Source organism: Barnesiella viscericola DSM 18177, from assembly GCF_000512915.1.
Classification (GTDB): Bacteria; Bacteroidota; Bacteroidia; order Bacteroidales; family Barnesiellaceae; genus Barnesiella; species Barnesiella viscericola.
Map to the genome: position 1 here is coordinate 1,710,480 of NZ_CP007034.1, position 21,234 is coordinate 1,731,713.

The 21,234-nt window shown below is 54.0% G+C and carries 18 protein-coding genes and 1 tRNA gene; 14 read left to right on the forward strand and 5 right to left on the reverse strand.

The genetic code is table 11. The features are described from left to right. The first annotated feature begins 215 nt into the window (after positions 1 to 215). From recF to kbl, 10 genes are all read left to right on the forward strand, one after another. Entirely contained in the window at positions 216 to 1,322 is a 1,107-nt protein-coding gene (gene recF, locus BARVI_RS06875) for a DNA replication/repair protein RecF (RefSeq protein WP_025278521.1), read from the forward strand. Then, complete coding sequence (locus BARVI_RS06880) at positions 1,319 to 1,609, forward strand: DciA family protein (protein WP_025278522.1); 291 nt, start codon at positions 1,319 to 1,321, stop codon at positions 1,607 to 1,609. Before recF ends, BARVI_RS06880 begins: the two co-directional genes overlap by 4 nt. A 13-nt stretch (positions 1,610 to 1,622) precedes the next feature. Beyond that, entirely contained in the window at positions 1,623 to 2,066 is a 444-nt protein-coding gene (locus BARVI_RS06885; RefSeq protein ID WP_025278523.1) for an acyl-CoA thioesterase, read from the forward strand. Between the two features lie 165 nt (positions 2,067 to 2,231). Then, the gene (locus BARVI_RS06890; protein WP_025278524.1) at positions 2,232 to 2,849 is read left to right on the forward strand and encodes an SIS domain-containing protein; all 618 of its coding nucleotides are present in this window, start codon (positions 2,232 to 2,234) and stop codon (positions 2,847 to 2,849) included. Positions 2,850 to 2,862: 13 nt separating this feature from the next. Beyond that, positions 2,863 to 3,792: a carbohydrate kinase family protein gene (locus BARVI_RS06895; protein WP_025278525.1), complete on the forward strand. Its 930-nt coding sequence runs from the start codon at positions 2,863 to 2,865 to the stop codon at positions 3,790 to 3,792. 223 nt (positions 3,793 to 4,015) lie between these two features. Beyond that, the gene (locus BARVI_RS06900; RefSeq protein WP_198015957.1) at positions 4,016 to 4,945 is read left to right on the forward strand and encodes a tyrosine-protein phosphatase; all 930 of its coding nucleotides are present in this window, start codon (positions 4,016 to 4,018) and stop codon (positions 4,943 to 4,945) included. 263 nt (positions 4,946 to 5,208) lie between these two features. Next, on the forward strand, positions 5,209 to 7,011 hold the full coding sequence (locus BARVI_RS06905) for a DEAD/DEAH box helicase (protein WP_025278527.1): 1,803 nt from the start codon (positions 5,209 to 5,211) through the stop codon (positions 7,009 to 7,011). A gap of 235 nt (positions 7,012 to 7,246) precedes the next feature. Continuing rightward, a complete protein-coding gene (locus BARVI_RS06910) occupies positions 7,247 to 8,359 on the forward strand; it encodes a Fic family protein (RefSeq protein WP_025278528.1) in 1,113 nt (370 codons plus the stop codon). Between the two features lie 124 nt (positions 8,360 to 8,483). Continuing rightward, complete coding sequence (locus BARVI_RS06915) at positions 8,484 to 9,440, forward strand: NAD-dependent epimerase/dehydratase family protein (protein WP_025278529.1); 957 nt, start codon at positions 8,484 to 8,486, stop codon at positions 9,438 to 9,440. 6 nt (positions 9,441 to 9,446) lie between these two features. Next, complete coding sequence (gene kbl / locus BARVI_RS06920) at positions 9,447 to 10,640, forward strand: glycine C-acetyltransferase (RefSeq protein ID WP_025278530.1); 1,194 nt, start codon at positions 9,447 to 9,449, stop codon at positions 10,638 to 10,640. 264 nt (positions 10,641 to 10,904) lie between these two features. Here kbl and BARVI_RS06925 read toward each other — a convergent pair. After that, positions 10,905 to 10,978, reverse strand: a tRNA-Ile gene (locus tag BARVI_RS06925). Between the two features lie 279 nt (positions 10,979 to 11,257). Here BARVI_RS06925 and ribF point away from each other — a divergent pair. Further along, the gene (ribF, locus tag BARVI_RS06930) at positions 11,258 to 12,181 is read left to right on the forward strand and encodes a riboflavin biosynthesis protein RibF (protein WP_051401101.1); all 924 of its coding nucleotides are present in this window, start codon (positions 11,258 to 11,260) and stop codon (positions 12,179 to 12,181) included. Positions 12,182 to 12,192: 11 nt separating this feature from the next. On the opposite strand, the gene BARVI_RS06935 is transcribed toward ribF, so the two are convergent. The 4 genes from BARVI_RS06935 to xerD form a co-directional block, all read right to left on the reverse strand. Beyond that, entirely contained in the window at positions 12,193 to 12,918 is a 726-nt protein-coding gene (locus BARVI_RS06935; protein WP_025278532.1) for an O-methyltransferase, read from the reverse strand. Between the two features lie 19 nt (positions 12,919 to 12,937). Then, positions 12,938 to 15,388: a YfhO family protein gene (locus BARVI_RS06940; protein WP_025278533.1), complete on the reverse strand. Its 2,451-nt coding sequence runs from the start codon at positions 15,386 to 15,388 to the stop codon at positions 12,938 to 12,940. 244 nt (positions 15,389 to 15,632) lie between these two features. Further along, on the reverse strand, positions 15,633 to 17,315 hold the full coding sequence (locus BARVI_RS06945; RefSeq protein WP_025278534.1) for a tetratricopeptide repeat protein: 1,683 nt from the start codon (positions 17,313 to 17,315) through the stop codon (positions 15,633 to 15,635). A gap of 133 nt (positions 17,316 to 17,448) precedes the next feature. Next, on the reverse strand, positions 17,449 to 18,378 hold the full coding sequence (gene xerD, locus BARVI_RS06950; protein ID WP_038534301.1) for a site-specific tyrosine recombinase XerD: 930 nt from the start codon (positions 18,376 to 18,378) through the stop codon (positions 17,449 to 17,451). Positions 18,379 to 18,683: 305 nt separating this feature from the next. Between xerD and aroQ the strand changes: the two genes are divergently transcribed. From aroQ to BARVI_RS06965, 3 genes are read left to right on the forward strand one after another with little or no spacing between them, the layout of a single operon-like run. Continuing rightward, positions 18,684 to 19,109 carry a type II 3-dehydroquinate dehydratase gene (aroQ, locus tag BARVI_RS06955; RefSeq protein ID WP_025278536.1) on the forward strand — a complete coding sequence of 142 codons (426 nt, stop codon included), beginning with the start codon at positions 18,684 to 18,686 and terminating at the stop codon, positions 19,107 to 19,109. A 13-nt stretch (positions 19,110 to 19,122) separates the two neighbouring features. Next, entirely contained in the window at positions 19,123 to 20,586 is a 1,464-nt protein-coding gene (pyk, locus tag BARVI_RS06960; RefSeq protein ID WP_025278537.1) for a pyruvate kinase, read from the forward strand. Next, complete coding sequence (locus tag BARVI_RS06965; protein WP_025278538.1) at positions 20,583 to 21,218, forward strand: O-methyltransferase; 636 nt, start codon at positions 20,583 to 20,585, stop codon at positions 21,216 to 21,218. The genes pyk and BARVI_RS06965 overlap by 4 nt, the downstream gene beginning before the upstream one ends. Positions 21,219 to 21,234 lie beyond the last annotated feature (16 nt).

Below are 21,234 nucleotides of genomic sequence, written 5' to 3' on the forward strand. Positions count from 1 at the left end.
ATCCCTATTCAGGGAATTGAGTGACAAAAGTAACTTATTTCTTCCTATAAATAAAATTTCATCTTCATTTTTTTGTCTATGAAACGCTAATCGGGTCGACGAGCCCCCTTTTTCGGGCCACGAGGCCGACCGGGCAAAGCCATTTCCAGCTCTTTTTTGTGCACGAAACCGGAAAAAATTGCGTATGTTTGTGGTAACAAAACGACCGACGCGACATGATTCTCTCCCGGCTATCGATAGTCAATTTCAAAAATATCGCTCAGGCAGACCTGCATTTCTCGCCCAACGTCAACTGTTTTCTCGGGAACAACGGTATGGGCAAAAGCAATCTGCTCGATGCCATCTACTACCTTTCGTTTTGCAAGAGCTACACCCGCAACCCCGACTCGCAGAACATTCGCCACGGCGAGGAGTTCTTTGTCTTGCAGGGTTACTACGAGCGCAACGGCAACGACGAGGAGTTGTATTGCGGCATCAAGCGCCGGCAGAAGAAGAGCTTCAAGCGCAACAAAAAGGAGTATGACCGGCTGTCGGACCACATCGGGTTTGCCCCGTTGGTCTTGTCGACCCCCTCGGACAACGAGCTGATTTTGGGCGGCAGCGAGGAGCGCCGCAAATTCATCGACCAGGTTATCAGCCAGTTCGACAAGCCCTACCTGGGTACGCTCATACGCTACAACAAGGCGCTGGAACAGCGCAACGCCCTGCTGCGGCAGGAGTGTCGCGAAGAGATGCTCTACGACATCTGGGAGGAGCAGATGGGCCAAGCGGCGGCTGAGATTTACGAGAGCCGCCGACGCTTTCTGCAAGCCTTCATTCCCGTGTTCCGCCGTTTCTATGGCAACATCTCGTCACAGAACGAGGTGGCCGACCTCGTCTATACCTCGCACCTGGCCGACGGTCCCTTGCTGGCCCAGTTGCAGACCTCGCGGCCTCGCGACATGGCCATCGGATACACCACCCGGGGCATACACCGCGACGACATGGAGATGATGCTGGGCGACTATCCCATGAAACGCATCGGCTCGCAGGGGCAGTGCAAAACCTACCTCGTTGCCCTACGGCTGGCTCAATACGATTTCCTGCGGGAACAGGGCGACACCGCCCCTCTGCTGCTGCTCGACGACATCTTCGACAAGCTCGATGCCGAGCGGGTGAAACAGATTATCCGCCTCGTCTCGTCCGACCACTTCGGGCAGATATTCATCACCGATACCAACCGCCAGTATCTCGATGAAATCATTCAATCCATAGGGTCTCAATACAGTATCTTCTCGGTCAATCGAGGAGAGTTTGAAGTTTTGGAAGGAAAATTGCCATGAAAAAACAAGATGCACTCTCGATCGGCGAAATCATTTCGCAGTTCATCGCCGAGAACAAGTTGGAGCAGAAGCTCGACGAGACACAGGTCATGCGCCTGTGGCCCCGCATTGCCGGCGAAACGGTCAACGCCTACACCCAGTCGATGCACGTGCACAACCGCACCCTCTATGTACAGCTGTCGTCGGCCGTGCTGCGCAACGAGTTGATGATGCTGCGCAACGACCTGCTGCGCCGGTTCAACGACGAGTTTGGCCACCCGGTTATCGACAACATCGTTTTCAGATAAAAACTTCATACGCATGGAATCTATCGACACACCCATATTCCACCACTCCCAACCCCTGCAAATCCGGTTCAACGACGTCGATCTGCTGGGGCATGTCAACAACTCCATCTACTTTGCCTTCTACGACCTGGGGAAGTCGCGCTATTTCGAGGCGGTCAAAGCCCAGAACATCGACTGGAAGAAGGCCGACGTCGTCATCGCCAACGTCAATGCCGATTTCGTAGCTCCCATCTACCCGGGAGAGTCGGTGGCCGTGCAGACCTGCACCACCGAAATCGGCCACCGCAGTTTCAAATTGTTACAACAAATCGTCAACACCGAGACGGGCCAAGTGAAGGGCATCTGCCGCACGGTAATGGTGGGATTCGACGTACAATCGGGCGTAGCCGCGGCCATCAGCGACGAGTGGAAGGAGGCCCTCTGTCGATTCGAGGGTCGCGACCTGCGAAAAAAATAACCCGGGGCGTCCTACAATCTCATAACGATTTATTACTTTTGCAAAAGATAGAATGCGGCCCGGCAGTGTCAAATCTGAAAATTCTATTTTCCGGGATTCCTGCACCCGCCCTTCTCTCATTGTGTAACTCATTTAGCTGATGTCTCACACCAATCTACTATGAATATGAATTTCAACGAAAGAATACAGGATATCCTGCACAAAGAGGCACAAGCCATTCTCGATATCCCCGTCTCGGACCAATTTGAAAAGGCCGTCAATCTCATCGTCGAACAGGTGCACCAAAAGGGGGGCAAACTCGTGACCAGCGGCATGGGCAAGGCCGGACAAATTGCCATGAACATCGCCACCACCTTCTGCTCGACCGGTATCCCGGCCGTGTTTCTCCACCCCAGCGAAGCCCAGCACGGCGACCTGGGCATCTTGCAGAAGAACGATTTGATGCTGGTCATCTCCAACTCGGGAAAAACCCGCGAAATACTTGAACTGCTCCAACTGGCCTCGACCCTGATGCCCGAACTGAAATTCATCGTCATCACCGGCAACAACCAGAGCGAACTGGCCCAACGGGCCGACGTCTGCCTCTTCACCGGCGCTCCGGGCGAGGTATGCCCGCTGGGACTCACCCCCACCACCTCGACCACCCTCATGACGGTAATCGGCGACATTCTCGTAGTAGGAGCCATGGAGGCTACCCACTTCGACGTACACCAGTATGCCCTGCGTCATCACGGCGGCTACCTAGGTACCCGCTCGCGCGAACAGAGCCAAAAGAAAGACTAATCATCGTAACGATATGCGTAAAATCATAGGAATAGGAGAATCCATTCTCGACATCATCTTCAAGAACCAGCAACCCTCCCACGCCGTGCCGGGAGGCTCCACCTTCAACACCCTCATCTCGCTGGGACGACTGGGCGTACCGGCCACCTTCATCAGCGAAATCGGCCACGATGTGGTGGGCGACATGATTCTCGATTTTATGCAGAAAAACCACGTAGCGACCGAAAATCTGGATATTTTCTACGAAGGCAAGACCCCCATTTCGCTGGCCTTCCTCGACGAAAACAACGAAGCCAAATACCTGTTCTACAACCAATTTCCTGATGACCGGCTCAACTTTGTCTGGCCCCGCATCGACAAAGACGACATCATTGTCTTCGGCTCCTACTTTGCCCTGAACCCCGCCCTGCGCGACCGGGTGCGCGAGTTTGTCGAGTTTGCCAAGGAGCGCAAGGCCATCATCTACTACGACCCCAACTTCCGCAACGCCCACGCTCACGAAGCGGTCAAGCTCATGCCCTCGGTCCTCGAAAATCTGGAATATGCCGATGTAGTGAAAGGCTCCACCGAGGACTTTAACAACCTGTTCCACATGACCGACCCGCAAAAGCTCTACATCGACCACATCAAGTTCTATTGCCCCAACTTCATCTGTACCCGGGGCGAAGCCGGCGTCGAGCTGTTTTGCAACCAGGGCAACCGACACTTCGACACCACGCCGGTCACCCCGGTGAGCACCATCGGAGCCGGCGACTCGTTCAACGCAGGCGTTCTCTTCGGTCTGTTGAAACACGACATCACGCTCGACCGGCTCTACACCCTCACACCCGACGAGTGGGCCCCCATCATTCAGTATGGCATGGAGTTCTCGGCGGCCGTCTGCCTGAGCATGGACAACTACATCGACCCCGATTTTGCAGCCCGCTATCGCACTGAGGATTAGTACAAAATCCTTATAAATATTCTAAAATAAAACAAACCCCGATTCTGCTAACTATCGCTCTGTCTTATCTTTGTGGTGAATTTTCATCATCACGACAGATATGCGATATCTACAACTTTGTTCTTTGCTCCTCGCATTGAGTGCTTGTTCTACACACATAGCCGACATCGATGTAGCATGCGAAATAGACCCCCAGCACAACTATTTGTTGAAATGGGAGACCATGCCGAAAATCGAGGGAGAAGTACAAATTTACCAGTCGACCAACCCCGAACGATTCGATACCGAACGACCGCCGGTTAGAACGGCCAAAATCCAAAACGGCTATATCCTCATACCCGATACGCTGAAACGGCAGCGCTCCTATTTTCTCCTCCGCTTCAACGACCGCGACGAACACGTCGTGGGAGCCCGGGCCGAACGACTGAAATACATCGAAAATTTCAGAGACCTGGGCGGCTACACCTCCAAAAACGGCAAGCAGTTGCGGTGGGGCAAGATATTCCGCTCGGGAGAGTTCAACTCGCTGACGGCAAGCAGCATCGACCGCATCAAGAACATGGGCATCAAAACCCTCATCGATTTCAGAGACAGCGAAGATGTGATCAAACCCAGCCCCGAACTGGGCCTCGACAACGTCATCAACCTGCCGGGCTCTCTGCACTACCGCCAGAACCTGCTGCCCCGACTGCAAAAAGAGGAGTTGCGACGAGGCGACGCCAACCTCTTCATGCAAGACCTCTACGTAGCCATGATTTCGGGCTCGAAACGAGCCTTCAAATCAATGTTCAACCAACTGCTGGTAGAAGACAACTATCCCATCGTGCTCAGTTGCGTGAACGGCAAGGACTACACCGGTTTTGCCGTGTCGCTGTTGCTGAGCGCCCTTGACATGCCCGAGGAGGTTATCATGAACGACTACCTGCTCTCCAACCGCTACTTCGACCGTCGCAGAACGGCCTTCGACCCCAAAGACTGTTGCGACGACACGCAGGAGGCCCTCTCGCTCATACAGACGGCCGACAGCCGGTTCCTCTCCTATGCCCGCGACTACATTCGCCAAAAGTACGGCTCCATCAACACCTATCTGGAAGAAGAGTTGGGCATGACTCCCGAGAAACGCCGCCAACTGAAAGCGTACCTGCTGCACTGATAACCGTAAACCTCGTTCAACACCCCCTCACACGGACTATCATCGAAGCAAGTCGGATTCTTGCCCAAAGAGCATCTGTGCTTCAACCGGTACGGAAGACAGAGCACACCCGGCGATATATCCCGATTTTTTCGTACCTTTGCCGCCGAAAACAGCACTTTAACGTACAACAAGTTTCATTTCACCCTCTCCCCTTAGCCCCGTTTGAGGACGAAAAAGGCCTTGTGCCCCGGCGATAAAGCAAAAAAACGAGAACAACATAGATGAAGACATTTCAAGAACTGGGTATCTGTGACGAGATACTGAAAGCGATTACCGAATTGGGATATGAAAACCCCATGCCCGTACAGGAACAGGTAATCCCCCACCTGCTGAACGAAGAGACCGATCTGGTCGCCCTGGCCCAGACCGGAACGGGCAAAACCGCCGCCTTCGGTCTGCCCGTGATACAACGCATCGATCTCGGCCTATGCCAGCCACAGGCCCTTATCCTGTCGCCCACCCGCGAGTTGTGCCTGCAAATCGCCGGCGACCTTACCGACTATTCGCAATATATCGACGGGCTGCGCATACTCCCCGTCTACGGTGGCTCGAGCATCGAGAGCCAGATAAGAAGTCTGAAAAAAGGGGTGCACATCATCGTGGCCACTCCGGGTCGTCTGCTCGACCTGCTCGAACGCAAAACCGTGCGACTCGACCACGTCTCGACCGTCATCATGGACGAGGCCGACGAGATGCTCAACATGGGATTCCTCGACAGCATCAACGCCATTCTCGCCCAGGTACCTCAGGAGCGCAAGATGCTCCTCTTCTCGGCTACCATGCCGCGCGAAATCGAACAGATAGCCCGCACCTACATGCACAATCCGCAGGAGATTGTGGTGGGCAGCCGCAACGAAGGAGCCGAGAATGTGCGCCACGTCTACTACATGGTACACGCCAAGGATAAATACCAGGCTCTCAAACGCATTGCCGACTATTACCCCAACATATACGGCATCATCTTCTGCCGCACCCGCCGCGAAACTCAGGAGATTGCCGACCAGCTCATTGCCGACGGCTACAACGCCGACTCGCTGCACGGCGAGCTGTCGCAGGCCCAACGCGACGCCGTAATGCAGAAGTTCCGCCTGCGCAACCTGCAACTGCTCGTGGCTACCGACGTGGCGGCTCGCGGGCTCGACGTGACCGACCTGACCCACGTCATCAACTACGGTCTCCCCGACGACATCGAGACCTATACCCACCGCAGCGGCCGCACCGGCCGAGCGGGTAAATCGGGCGTATCGGTCGCCATCATTCACAGCCGTGAGAAGGGCAAGATGCGTGCCATCGAAAAGATTATCGGCAAAAAGTTCGAACGGGGACTAGTCCCCACCGGCGAACAGATTTGCGAGAAGCAGCTCTTCAACCTGGCCGACCGCATCGAGAAGGTGAAGGTAAACGAAGAGGCTATTGCCAAATTCCTGCCCAACATCTCACGCAAGCTGGGGTGGCTCACCGAGCAGGACCTCATCAAACGCATCGTATCGCTCGAATTCAACCGCCTGATCGACTACTACCGCGATACCCCCGATCTCGACCTCCCCGACGAGAATACCCGCAAACCCAAAGGCGAATCGGCTGCCAAGGGCGACCGAAAAGGACGTGACAAAGACTCCCGCACGGCCGAGGAGGGATTTGAGCGCATCTACATCAACCTGGGTAAAGCCCACGGCTTCTTCCCGCCCAACCTCATCGAGATGATCAACTCGCTCGTGCCCGGGCGGGTCAACATCGGACGCATCGACCTGCTGCCCGCCTACTCCCTCTTCGATGTCGAGAAGGGTGCCGCCAAGAAGGTGGTCGGAGCCTTGAAAGGGTGCGAATTTTACGGGCACCGCATCTATGCCGAGATTGCCACCGACAAAGACTACGCCGGCAAAGGCCGACGCAAGGGCAAGGAGGGCGACAGCCGACGCAAAGGAGGCGACAAGCACTACGGTTCGGCCCGGAAAGGCGGTTCGGACAGTCGCTTCAAGCATGAACACCGCCCGTCAAACTCCCGTAAGGAGCGACGGAAATAGACTAGCCCCGACAAAAGAGCTATCCCGATTCCCATACACAGGCGATTCGAAAGATTCTTTATGCGAATCCTCGGATCGCTTTGTTATATACCCCCATTCGTCCCCCCCGTTTCCGACACTTTTACCCCCTGTTCACGACAGCCTCTCCTCAAATTCACCCATAAAAACCCATCAAGATTTTTAGCTTGCACAACTGCTGAAAGCTATGTATATTTGTATAAAATATGGATAAATTATGGATATACTCTGCAAGATAAAAGCCTCTGAACGAGAAGCCGAGGCATTACAACAGACGCTGCATGAAATAGATGAATTGTCAACTCGGTGGAACACCCTCTGCGCCGCCCCCTTCGACCCCGAGCGAATGTCACCGGGTATCGAGACAACCATAGCGGCATCACTCGCTCTCGAAAATATGCCTTACTCCCCTTCGCTGGTTCACAAAATAGTGACCGACAAAACTCACTCCGGGAGCAAAACGGAGAGTCTGATACAGGGCTATTACACGATACTGCAAGCGCTCTATGCCGATGCCCATAAATACCCCTTGTGCGAGGATACCATCGTAGCCCTGCACACCGCCCTGTTCCCCAATGGCAAAGAGAACTCGGGCAGCCACGCTACGACTCGCCCCGCAGCGGTCAACTTTCTCGACTACAAGGCACCCACCCTTTTCAACCGCAGCCGCACGGTATCGGTCAACAACGAGATACGCGACCTGGTCGAATGGACCAATCGCGAACTGACCCGCAGCGACCATCACCCGCTCGTAATCATCGCCGCCTTTACCTACGAGTTCATCTCGATACACCCGTTCCGTGAAGGGAAAGGCGAACTCTCGCGCATACTCTCGACCCTGCTGTTGCTCCAAAACCACTACGAATGGGCCCGCGCCACATCGATCGACAGCCTCATCGAGCAACAATGCTCGACCTACTACCAAACCCTGAAACGCGGACAACAGAACCGCTACTCCTCACAGGAGAATATCACGGCATGGGTCCTGTTCCTGTGCAACATCTGGTTGCAGGCTTTGCGCAGCCTCGTTACCAACCTTCCCGAACCCGAGGTTGCTCCGCCAGTCTCTCCCTCGGGAGAGCTCCACACCCCATCGTCGGCGACTCCAGCCGAAAACCCTGCAACACCCCCTGTCTACCTCAACAGCCGGCAAAAACGGGTTCTGGCTGTTCTTGAACGGGAAGAACCGGCCAAAGTGAGTGACCTTGCACATCGGTTGCAGGGAGTATCCATCAATACCTTGAAAAAAGATCTGCTCTATCTGCGACAGCACAATCTCATCACCGCACACGGAGTACTCAAAGGGACCATATACACCTTGAAAAAATGAGCCCGACCGCACAAAAGATAGGCCGTTGAAAATAACAACCGGGATAAAATTTCACTATATTTGCCACAAGAACCTTACTAAATACTTAATCGATGCCACAACCCGATTAAAAAGCCAGTAAATAATGAAAAGAATTCTTGTAATCGGATCGACCGGACAGATAGGTTCGGCCCTCATGACGAAACTCCGCAATGAGTATGGAAACAATAATGTCGTAGCCGGATATATCGAGGGGGTACCCCTGAGCGATGACCTGAAATACGGAGGCCCCTTGGAGGTGGCCGATGTGACAAACGCGCCACAAATCGCGGCTATCGTCGACAAATACAAAATCGACTCCATCTACAACCTGGCTGCCATACTCTCGGCACAAGCCGAAAAAAAGCCCTTGCTGGCCTGGAATATCCAAATCGGCGGTGTGCTCAATCTGCTCGAAATCTCACGCGAAAAAGGCTGCTCACTCTTTACTCCCAGCTCCATTGGAGCTTTCGGCGACTCCTCGCCCAAAGTAAAGACCCCGCAAGAGACCATACAGCGCCCCCGCACCATCTATGGGGTGAGCAAGGTATCGTGCGAACTGTTGAGCGATTACTATTTCTACCGCTACGGAGTCGACACCCGCTCGGTGCGATTCCCCGGCCTCATCTCCTACGAAACCCTGCCGGGCGGCGGTACCACCGACTATGCCGTCGAGATTTACTACGCGGCCGTGAAAGGCGAGAAATTCGAAATTCCGGTCAAGGCGGGGACCTTCATGGACATGATGTACATGCCCGATGCCCTCAAAGCCATGGTCATGTTGATGGAGGCCGACCCTTCGCGACTGAAACACCGCAACTCGTTCAACATCGCCTCCATGAGCTTCGATCCTGAAATCATCTACCACGAAATCAAGAAATTCTATCCCGATTTCGTGGCCGAATACAAAATCGATCCCGTGCGCCAGCAGATTGCCGACTCGTGGCCCGACCTGCTCGACGACTCCTGTGCCCGCGCCGAATGGGACTGGAAACCCGACTACGACCTCGAATCGATGTCGGTCGACATGATTGAACACCTGAAAAAGAAACTTCTTAAATAAACGCCTATGTTCACACGAATGAAAGAGTATCTGGCCCACGAACTAGCCGACATCAAGGCTAACGGCCTGTACAAAGAAGAACGTACCATTATCACTCCGCAAAGTTCGGCCATCAGAATTGCCGAAAAGAACGGAGAAGTGCTCAATTTCTGTGCCAACAACTATCTGGGACTGTCGGACAACCCCCGCCTCATCGCCGCCGCCAAGAAAGCGATGGATACCCACGGGTTCGGCATGTCGTCGGTACGCTTCATCTGCGGCGCCCAAGACCTGCACCGCGAACTCGAAAAGGCGATTGCCCGCTATTTCAAAACCGAAGATACCATTCTCTACGCCTCTTGCTTCGATGCCAACGGAGGTGTGTTCGAACCCCTCTTCACGGCCGAAGATGCCATCATCTCCGATGCCCTCAACCACGCCTCGATTATCGACGGTGTACGCCTCTGCAAGGCCAAACGCTACCGTTATGCCAACGCTAACATGGAGGAGCTGGAACATTGCTTGCAGGAGGCTCAGGCTCAACGCTTCCGCATCATCGTGACCGACGGTGTCTTCTCGATGGACGGCAACGTGGCTCCCATGGACAAAATCTGTGAACTGGCCGAGAAATACGATGCACTGGTCATGGTCGACGAATGCCACTCGGCCGGGGTCGTAGGCCCTCGCGGACGGGGTGTGAGCGAACTGTTCAACCTCTACGACCGCATCGACATACACACCGGTACGCTGGGCAAAGCCTTCGGCGGCGCCATCGGCGGTTTCACCACCGGTCCCAAAGAGATTATCGACATGCTGCGCCAGCGGTCGAGACCCTACCTCTTCTCCAACTCGCTGCCCCCTGCCGTGGTGGGCGCCGGTATCGAGGTGTTCAAGATGCTCGACGAGAGCGACGAACTCCACGACCGTCTGATGGAGAACGTCACCTACTTCCGCGACAAGATGATGGCTGCCGGATTCGACATCAAGCCCACCCAGTCGGCTATCTGCGCCGTGATGCTCTACGACGCCAAACTGTCGCAAACCTTTGCCTCCCAAATGCTCGACGAGGGTATCTACGTAACCGGATTCTACTATCCCGTCGTTCCGCAAGGTCAGGCCCGTATCCGCGTACAGCTCTCGGCCGCTCACAAGCGCGAAGAGCTCGACGCCTGCGTCAACGCCTTCATCAAGGTGGGTAAGAACCTCGGTGTTCTCAAATAGATATTTTTATTTCCTCCATACGTGGTCAAACGTCTCGCTTTACACAAAGAGAGGCGTTTGGCTTTTTTATACCCGTCGTCCTACTTGAAAGGAGGGAAGATTCGGCCAGAAATCGGCTGCCGGTTTTCAAGGAAAAGGAGAGTCTGTTTCCTGCGACAAAACACCTTGATACTGAAAAGGCTAAGGTCACCACGAGGCGTCTGTTCCTGACAATAGAAAAAGGCGAAACACCCGAGGGTGTTTCGCCTTGTATCTCTTTTCTTGTGGTCCCACTTGGGCTTGAACCAAGGACCCCCTGATTATGAGTCAGATGCTCTAACCAACTGAGCTATAGGACCGGCACGGATATTTCCGTAAGCGAGTGCAAAGATAGCGGTTTTCGCAGAAAAGCCCAAATATTTTGTCGTTTTTCTTCAACACCAATACTCAATCCAAGCCTATCGGGACTCTCTCACCCCACCCTCCACAAGAGGCCGATTTGTTTCGATAATTCTACTTATACTAAAATCTCTTTACATATACCTCATTCCTACACAAAATTGCTTATTTTTGCGGCATATAAACCTATACACCAACCTATACAGACCATTTCACGACCTGGTCGTCGACTCATGCCAATGACTGCCGAATATACCGAAACCTATCCTCAACAACCTCTCTTCGCCGCGCTGGGCGTGTTCGACGGCGTGCACCGGGGGCACCGGGCCGTCATCGCACGGGTTGAGTCCGAGGCGGCTGCACGGGGATTGTCGTCGGCGGTCATTACCTTTCGCGCCCACCCCCAGCAGGTACTGCGCCCGCAAGTCCCCTTCCGCATGCTCACCTCGCCCGAGGAACGGGAAACGCTTTTGCGACAGACGGGGATAGACCGGGTGATTTTTCTCGATTTCACCCGCGAGATGTCGTTGCTGTCGGCCTTCGATTTTCTGCAAATTCTGTCGTCGCACTATCGGGTAAAGGGCCTTATCATCGGGTATGACCACCGTTTCGGGCACAACCGGGCCGAAGGATTCGACGACTACGTGAAATATGGACAGAGGTTGGGTATGGAGATTCTACATGCCGACGAACTGGTGACCGATGCCGGCCCGGTGAGCTCGTCGATTATCCGCGAACTGCTGATAAAGGGTGACCTCACGACCGCCAATCACCTGCTGTCGTATCCCTACACGCTGCACGGGAAGGTGGTAAACGGCTTTCATGTGGGGCGCGAACTGGGATTCCCTACGGCCAATATCGACATCGATTACCCCGACAAGCTGATTCCGGCCAACGGCGTCTATGCCGCGCGAATCGTGTTGCCTGACGGCAACCGGTACAACGGTATGCTCAATATCGGCAACCGACCTACGTTGAATCGTCCCAACGATTACAGCATAGAGGCGAACCTGTTTGATTTCTCGGGCAATCTGTACGGCTTGTCCCTGGCCGTCGAGCTCATACGCTACATGCGTCCCGAACAGACCTTTGCCGACATCACGGCACTGCGGGCGCAACTGGTTGCCGACGAAGCGGCCATTCGCAAAATCCTGTCGGAATAATCTCTTCTCTCCTACAAAGAAACCTGATAGTCCTGCTTGTTCAGCTTGGGATTGCAGCAGACGAACCCCACATTTTTCATGTCGACAGTCACCCGCACACGCTCGTCCTTGATGAGCGATTCCCACCACTCTTTCACCGCGCTGTTGCGACGAATGCCATCGATAATAAGTATCGACGGCTTGTCCAGTGCCGGATCGAGCAATTGGGGTAACACCCGATACTGAGCCTTGGGCAACCGGTTGACCACGATATAAAGCCCTTCGTGCTCACCGGCCAGATAATCGGGAAGTGCAATCGCATGAGGTTCCCGCACAAAATCGGCCTGCACGCCGGCCTCGGCAAAAATCTGTTCGGCAAAGCTGCCAATCTCGGCATTCGGCTCGACTATCGTCAACCGGGCCGATCGCTCGGCCAACCGCAGATAGAGCGACGAGATGCCCCACGAAGAGCCTATTTCGAGAATGTTATCGGGACGGAAGAAGTTGGTCAGCCGAAAGAAGAGACGCCCCCGGCTCTTGGAAATGAGACGCCGCTGCCGTTTCTGCCGCCGTTGAAGGGTATCGACCACACGGGCACGAGCGATTGCCTCGACATCGTCGTAGGCATAATAGCGGGCCTTCTCGCGGATTACCTTCGTGATGAGGCGGAAGGCAAAAGGCGAATGAATGCCGAAGCCCCATGCCTGACGCATGCGGCTCATGGGCGAGGTGTATTCTTTCCAGAACTTCTTTTGCATCTCCCCTGTCGACTCCGTTTTACGAGTTTTGCGGCACCGATTTACGCCGCTTCCAAGCTACGAAACCCGTCCCGACAAAGGCTGCCAGAATCAGGAACAGCGACACATAGGCAATGGCCTCGGTCGTGTGAACCGACGGCGGGTCGAACCGGAATATCACCTCATGTTCGCCGGCCGGCAGATTAACAGCCCGCAGCACGTAGTTTACACGCGCCATATCGACGGGTTTCCCGTCGACGGTCACTTGCCAGCCCCAGGGGAAGTAAATCTCGGAGAAGACCGCTAAACCGCCTTGTTGCGAGCGATAGCGATAGGTAAGTTCGTCGGGCTTGTAACCGGTCTCGTAGATGGTGTCGCCAACTGCGGGGGGAACGATCTTATCTCCAATCTCCCGGGCAAAGTGGCGATCGGCCACAGCCGTGTGCGACGGGTCGAAATCGGTAATGGCAGCCATTTCGGCATCGGCATTGTCGACCCACTTCACCTCCGAGACAAACCAGGCGTTGCCCAGCGCTCCGGGATTGCGCACCACGGTCTCCCGGCCGTCTTCAAGCGGTTGTATGATGTAACGGGTATTGAGCATGTTGAGAACCGCCGGATTGGCATTGACCAACTGACGATCGATGAGGTCTTGATAACGACGCAGTTTGGCGGCGTGGTACCCACCTATCGACTTGTGGTAATAGGAGGTGCGGGGCTCGCTGAATGCGGAGGCCAGCGTCTCGCCGGCGGCTGCATTCAGCACCCGATAGTTCATGTCCTTGTCCTGCAAGATATAGCGGTCGGCATCGGTCATGGGGAAGGGGTTGGTCTTGCGGGCCGGAGTCTCGAAATTTTTACTGTTGAGGTAGCGCTTGTTCACCGGATACATGTCGCCGACAAGAATCACCACCAGGGCTATCATTGCCACAGTCGGCGTCAGTTTCTTCCGACACAACAGCCACAGCACGGCAAATCCCAGCGCCACGATAATGAACGAACGCCAGGCATCGGCGGTGAATACGGCTTGTCGAACCTCGGCAATACCAGCAAACAACTCGGCATAACCGGGCTGCCCGGCTGCTTCGAGTTCATAATCTTTCAAGAAGGTATCGAAGAGTCCGGGAGCCAGAGCCGCCAGCAGAGCGATACCGGCTACGATGCCTCCGCTCAGGTAGAACCACCGTTTCTCGCGCGAGAGTATCGACGGGTCGTCGAATATCTTTTTCAGCGCCAACACGGCCAGCAACGGCATGCAGAACTCGGCCACCACCAGAATGCTCGATACGGTGCGGAACCGGTTATACATGGGGAAGTAGTCGATAAACCAGTCGGTGAGCCACATCATGTTCTTGCCCCACGAGAGCATAATCGTGAGTATGGTCACCACAAGCAGGGCCCATTTCAGCGGCGTGCGCACGATAAAGCAGCCCAGCACGAAGAGGAAGAAGATGAGCGCTCCCACATAGACCGGCCCGGCGGTGAAGGGTTGGTCGCCCCAGTAACGGTCTACCTGCGACAGGTAAGGACGCAGTTGCGGATCGGCAGCCTTGACCGCCCGTTCGTTCTCGGCAAGGGGGCCGCTGGCACCACCCTTGCTGTCGGGGATAAGCAGGGTGAGCGTCTCCATCTTGCCGTAGCTCCACTGGGTGATATATTCCTTGTCCAGACCGTTCCCGGCCGGTTTCGACTTGTCGGCATCGGGCGAGGTCAACTCGGTGTGGCCACCCCGCATCGACTCCTTGGAATATTTATAGGTGTGATACAGATTCGAGGCATTGGCTCCCACCGCCAATAGGGCAGCCACGACCAGTACCCCGGTGGCCTTGAAAAAGCGGGGCATGGTATGCGAACGGTAATGCTCCACGCCATAGGCCACAACCACGGCACAGATTACAAACAGGAAATAGTAGGACATCTGCACATGGTTCGACATGATTTGCAAGGCGCCGAAGAGGGCTGCCAGCGCACCGCCCAGCAGATACTTGCCCCGGTAGGCCAGTATCACGCCGGCAATCGTGGGCGGTATATAGGCCAGGGTAATAAACTTCCAGATGTGGCCGGCGGCAATGATTATGAAGAAATAGGACGAAAAGGCATAGGCTATCGCACCGAAGGCCGCCAGATACCAACGCACATTCAGGGTGAGCAGGAGGATATAGAAGCCCAGCATCATGATGAAGACCAACGATACCGGCGAAACGAGCCACAGGTTATAGACGTGCTGCAATGCCTTCAACGGAGTGTTACTCGAATAGGAGGGAGAGATCTGAAAGGTGGGCATTCCCGAGAACAAAGAGCCTGTCCACCGGGGAGTCTCGCCACTCTCCCGGGCATATACCTGCGCTTCATGACCAATGGCCAACCCTTGCTGGGTATCGTGTTGAAACAGGATTTTCCCCTCGATGACATCGGGTGAGAAATAGACGAACGACAGAACGATAAACAGCAATACAGGCAACAGGGCCCAAAGATTTCTATGACTTTTCATTGTTACGAATCTCTATATTTTTTGCAAATGTACGAGTTTACCCGTAATAATCACTCTTTTAACCCAACAAACTAAAACAAAAAAAGGCCGATGGAGAGGTCCTATTTATCTCCACCAACCTTTCTCGTCGAATACGTGTAGCTTGCCGGCCATCGCTCTCACCCGGCGGACACTTCCACCCGGATAAAAAAAAGCCGGGGTCGACCAGCGACCCCGGCTCTATGAATCAGGTTTGTCTACTCACTTATTTTACAAGCGAAGAGATGTCGAATTTGGCAAATTCAAGATCGGTAGCGGCTTGTTGAGCTTTGGCAGAATCCATGCTGATCGATTTCTTCAAGTTGGAAACAACCATTTGTTCGTTGTTGGTGCGGGCACCCAGAACAGCCATCAAGTAGTAGGTATTTGCATTGGGCGTTTCAACACCGGCCAACGTAGCTTTTGCCTTGCTGTAATCTTTAACCAAGATTTGAGCCAGAGCAGCGTTGTTCGATTTTACATCGCCGAAGGCTTTTACAGCAGCGTTGTAGTCGCCTTTCTTCATGTAGAATACACCCAGAGCTTCGTTAAGTTCGTTTACACCGGCCGATTTGCCGAAGGCTTGCTCAGCAGCAGCATAGTCGCTATTGGAGAGGGCGATAAGGCCTTGGTTCATAGCAACCTCGGGAGTGTTGGGAGCGATGCGAGCAGCCTTGTCAAAGTTAGCTTTGGCAGCGGCAAGGTCACCTTCTTCGTATTGAACCATACCCAAGTTGTTGTAACCACGGTAGTCGTTAGGATAGATTTCTACCACTTTGGCGTAGATGTCGGCTTTCTCTTTATTGGTCTTTACCAACGTAGCGGCATAGAGCAATTCGTCAACCGAGAGAGAGTCGGGATTTTCCTGAGCCAGTTTCGAGATTTCTTCGTCCGATTTACCGATTACGTTAACCGAAGCCGTGATTCTCGAATAACGCAGTTGCGGGAGGATTTCCTCGGCCAGTACTTCAAATACCGACGACATGTTCTTGATTTCACGCTCACGTTGTTCGGGATCGGAGTACATCGAAAGAACGTTCAGGATCAATTCTTTGTCTTGGATATTCGATTTCGAAACCAATTCCTGGAAGCCTTCCCAGTCTTGAGCCGTAAACTCGGCGGTCATGTCGGCCTCGATTTTGTTTTTCTTCAAGCTCTTCTTCATGTAGTCAACCGTATTTTTCTCACGGTTCTCGGCCAGCGTGGTATTGAGTTTAACACCACCATCGGGCGAAGCATACGAAGAGATGTTGATGTTGGTCAGTTCCTTGTTGGGAGCCTCGGCAGCGGCATTGATTTCGTTGTGAAGAGCGTTCATCTTCTCCGATTTCAATTGCTCGGCGCGCAGGTTGGCTTGTTGGATAAGGAACATGATGTCGGCCGAATAAGTCTCTTTGATGATGCGTTGGAACTTATCGGGCGTGATAGCGGGATTCAACTCTTGAACGTTGGCGATCTCGGCGGTCGAAACAACACCTTCGGCTACCGTTACACGGGGGAGCTCATACGTTTTGTTGCCTCTCTCTACTTTGAAAGCGAGTTGCAATTCCGATTTCCGCATAGCGGGAATGTATTTGAAATTAACCGGCATGGAAACAACACCACCCATTTTGTAAGAAATGGCCTGGTTGTTGCCTTCTACCTTTTCCCCTTGGTAAACAAACGGAGTTCCGGCAGTTTCACCATCGGCATAAACCAAATACGGAGTTACGGTTACTACCGATTTTTTGTCGAAATACTTTTCGGGGAAAGTTCCGGTAACGGTTGCAGGAACTTGGCCACCTACTACTTCAAGAGGAGAAGGGGTCACCGTAAAATAATCGGCCGACAACGGCTTCATGTCTTTGTTACACCCTACAAATGCCAATGTCATGAGCACCATGAGGGGAAGATAGATTTTCTTGATCATAATAATAATTGTTTGGTTACACTTATTTTTGAAATATTCCTTTTGCTTTGAAGAACAGAATTAGTGCATTTTCATATTTAAGGCAAAAATAAACAAAAATAGAACACTCGCACCATTTTTATACAAATTTTTTTTATTTGTCCCCATTATTTATCGGGGGTTTCTGATTCCGAGGGTGGTGTTGCAGGATTTCCTGCCGCAGGAATTGCCGGTCGAGATGCGTGTATAGTTCTGTGGTCGTGATACTTTCATGCCCCAGCATCTGCTGGATAGCCCGCAGGTTGGCTCCCCCTTCAAGCAGATGGGTGGCGAAGGTATGTCGCAGGGTATGAGGACTTACATTCTTTCGTATGCCACACTTTTCGCAGGCCCGTTTCACGATGTAAAACACCATGACGCGGGTCAGTTTGGCTCCCCTACGGTTTAAAAACAGAATATCTTCGCTGCCTCGCTTGATGTCGAGTTGCTGCCGATCGTCCATGTAGAGGGCTATTTCGCGTATGGCATTTTGTGAGATGGGTACCAGCCGACGCTTCTCGCCCTTACCCTCCACAATAATATATCCGTCGGACAAATAGAGGTCCGAAATGCGCAGCCCCACCAGCTCCGACACCCGCAGTCCACACCCGTACAGGGTTTCGATAATGGCCCGGTTGCGCCGGTCCTCGGGGCGCGACAGGTCAAACAAGGCGACCAGCTGGTCCACCTCATCGACCGTGAGTACATCGGGCAACTTCACGCCCAGTTTGGGAGTCTCGATGAGCTCCGACGGATCCTCGTCGATTACCTTCTCGACTTTCAAAAAGCCGAAAAACGATTTGATACCCGAGATTATGCGGGCTTGCGACCGGGCACCGATACCCAAATCCTGCAACGTGCAGACAAACCGGTGCAGATCGTCACCGGTCACCCGACTCCAATCGAGCTCCTCGGCCTGAATAAAGTCAACCAGTTTCTCCACATCGCCGGTATATCCCTCGACCGTATTGGCCGACAGGCCTCGTTCCAGTTTCAGGTAACGCCCGAAGCGCTTCAACAAATTCTCCGAATCGACTATTGCCATACTCTTTTTTGCCCGAATCTCATTTTTTTTCCCTACTTTTGTCCTATCTTAGGAATAGCGTTTTTACAAGCGCCCCCAAGGAGAAGCCCCAAGCACATGGGTGGAAGAGATCGGGTCTCGGCAAATGCCCCGCTCCATGCACTTTTCGGGCAAAGATAGTGAAAGGTGAGAGCCGAGACAAATGGAAACACAGTTTTCAAATTTGGCTTGACACACCGATCCGGCTTCAATCTAAGGTAAAAACAAAAGGGGGAGAAAGGAGAACCGACAGGCAACCCGCCTCCACCCTGCAAAGATTGTTACATATGAATATACTCATTATCAACGGGCCCAATCTCAATCTGTTGGGCAAACGGGAAAAGACCATCTACGGGGAGAGAAGTTTCGACGACTTTCTCGAGGAGTTGCGTCGGCGCTATCCCGAGCATCGCATCGACTATTTCCAGTCCAATATCGAGGGAGTACTCATCGACAAGATCCAAGAGGCCGGGTATGCGTGCGACGGCATCGTGCTCAATGCCGGTGCCTACACCCACACCTCCATCGCCCTGGGCGATGCCATACGAGCCGTGCCTGCTCCCGTCGTCGAGGTGCACATCTCCAACATTCACGCCCGTGAAGAGTATCGACATCGCTCCATGATTGCGGCTGCCGCGGCCGGCTCGATTATCGGGTTCGGACTCGACTCCTATCGGCTGGCCATCGAGGCCCTCATCGAAAAACAACGATAAACCACCATTCACTATGTCCAAATACACCAAAATAGTAGCCACTATCTCCGACTCGCGTTGCGATGTCGACTTTATCAAGCAACTCTACGACAACGGCATGAATGTCGTGCGCATGAACTCGGCCCACTTGCAGGAAGAGGGATTCCGCAAAATCATCGACAACGTGCGTGCCGTCTCCAACAAAATAGCCATCTTGATGGACACCAAGGGTCCCGAGGTGCGCACCACGGCTCTCGCAGGCGACAGCAACCTGCAATTCTCGACCGGCGATCTCGTGCGCATTACCGGCCGGGAGGGCACCCTCACCGGCAACGGGTATATCGGGGTCAACTATCCCTTCTTTGCCCAGGACCTCGACGAAGGCAGCCATATTCTCATCGACGACGGCGAACTTGAATTTGTAGTACGGGGTAAAGAGAACGGCGACCTGCTGTGCGAATCGCTCAATAATGGCGAGCTGGGGGCCCGCAAGAGTGTCAACGTGCCGGGCGTGCGCATCAACCTCCCCTCGCTCACCGAGCGCGACATTCGCAACATTCACTATGCCATCAAGCAGGACATCGACTTTATCGCCCACTCCTTCGTGCGCAGCAAACAAGATGTACTTGACATACAGGCCATTCTCGACGAGTACAAAAGTCCCATCAAGATTATTGCCAAAATCGAGAACCAGGAGGGTGTCGACAACATCGACGAGATACTCGAAGCCGCATACGGCGTAATGGTGGCCCGTGGCGACCTGGGCATCGAGGTGCCTCAGGAGAAGATTCCCGGCATACAGGCCCGCCTTATCAAGAAGTGTATCCAGGCCAAGAAACCGGTTATCGTCGCTACCCAGATGCTCCACTCGATGATCAAGAATCCCCGGCCTACACGCGCCGAGGTGACCGATATTGCCAACGCCATCTACCAGCACACCGATGCGCTGATGCTCAGCGGCGAGACAGCCTACGGCAAATACCCCGTCGAAGCAGTGGCCACCATGGCCCGCGTAGCCGAAGAGGCTGAACAGAACAAACTCTCCGAGAGCAACATACGGGTTGTTTCGCCCGACGAGCCCGATGTAACCTCGTTCCTAGCCAAACAGGCTGTAAAGACCTTCAACAAGCTGGGTACGAAAGCCATCATCACCGACAGCTATACCGGCCGCACCGCCCGCTACGTGGCTGCCTACCGGGGCCGCTACCCGGTACTGGCCATCTGCTACTACGAGCGCACGATACGGCTGCTGGCTCTCTCGTACGGCGTGTTCCCGCTCTACCAGGAGCGTACCCGCACCTCGCGCGAATACCTGTTCAACGGGTTGAACCACCTCATGGAGCAGCACCTCATCGACCGCGACGACCTCATCGCCTACCTGGGCGGAGGCTTCGGCGAAGGGAAAGGGACCACATTCCTGGAAATCAACCGCATAGGCGACGTGCTCGACAACTTCAACCACTATACGTTACCCAACATAGAAGACCCGGAAGCATGACTCCCGAACTGGAAGAATACATATTGACCCACATCGACAAGGAGGACGAACTGCTTGCCAACCTCGACCGGGATACCCACCTGTATCACCTGCGACCCCGCATGGTGTCGGGTCACCTGCAAGGACGCATTCTCAAAATGTTCTGCCGCATGATTCGGCCCAAGCGCATACTCGAACTGGGTACCTTCACCGGCTACTCGGCCCTCTGCCTGGCCGAAGGGTTGTGCGAGGGAGGCGAGGTCCACACCATCGAAATCGACGACGAAATCGAGGACTTCACCCGCAGCCACCTGGCCCGGTCGCCCTATGGCAACCGCATCAAGCTGCTGATAGGCGATGCCGTCGATATTGTGCCGACGCTCACCGATACCTACGACATTGTCTTTATCGACGCCAACAAGCGCGACTACCTCAAATACTACGAACTGGTGTTGCCCAAGGTTCGCCCCGAGGGTTTTATCCTGGCCGACAACACCCTGTGGGACGGCAAGGTGGTGACCGACCCCCACAGCCGCGACGCCCAGACGGTGGGCATCGAGCAGTTCAACGATTTCGTAGCCACCGACAACCGGGTAGAGAAGGTGATTCTGCCCCTGCGCGACGGACTCACCATCTTGTGGAAAAAACCCTGACCCTATCCCGGCCCAA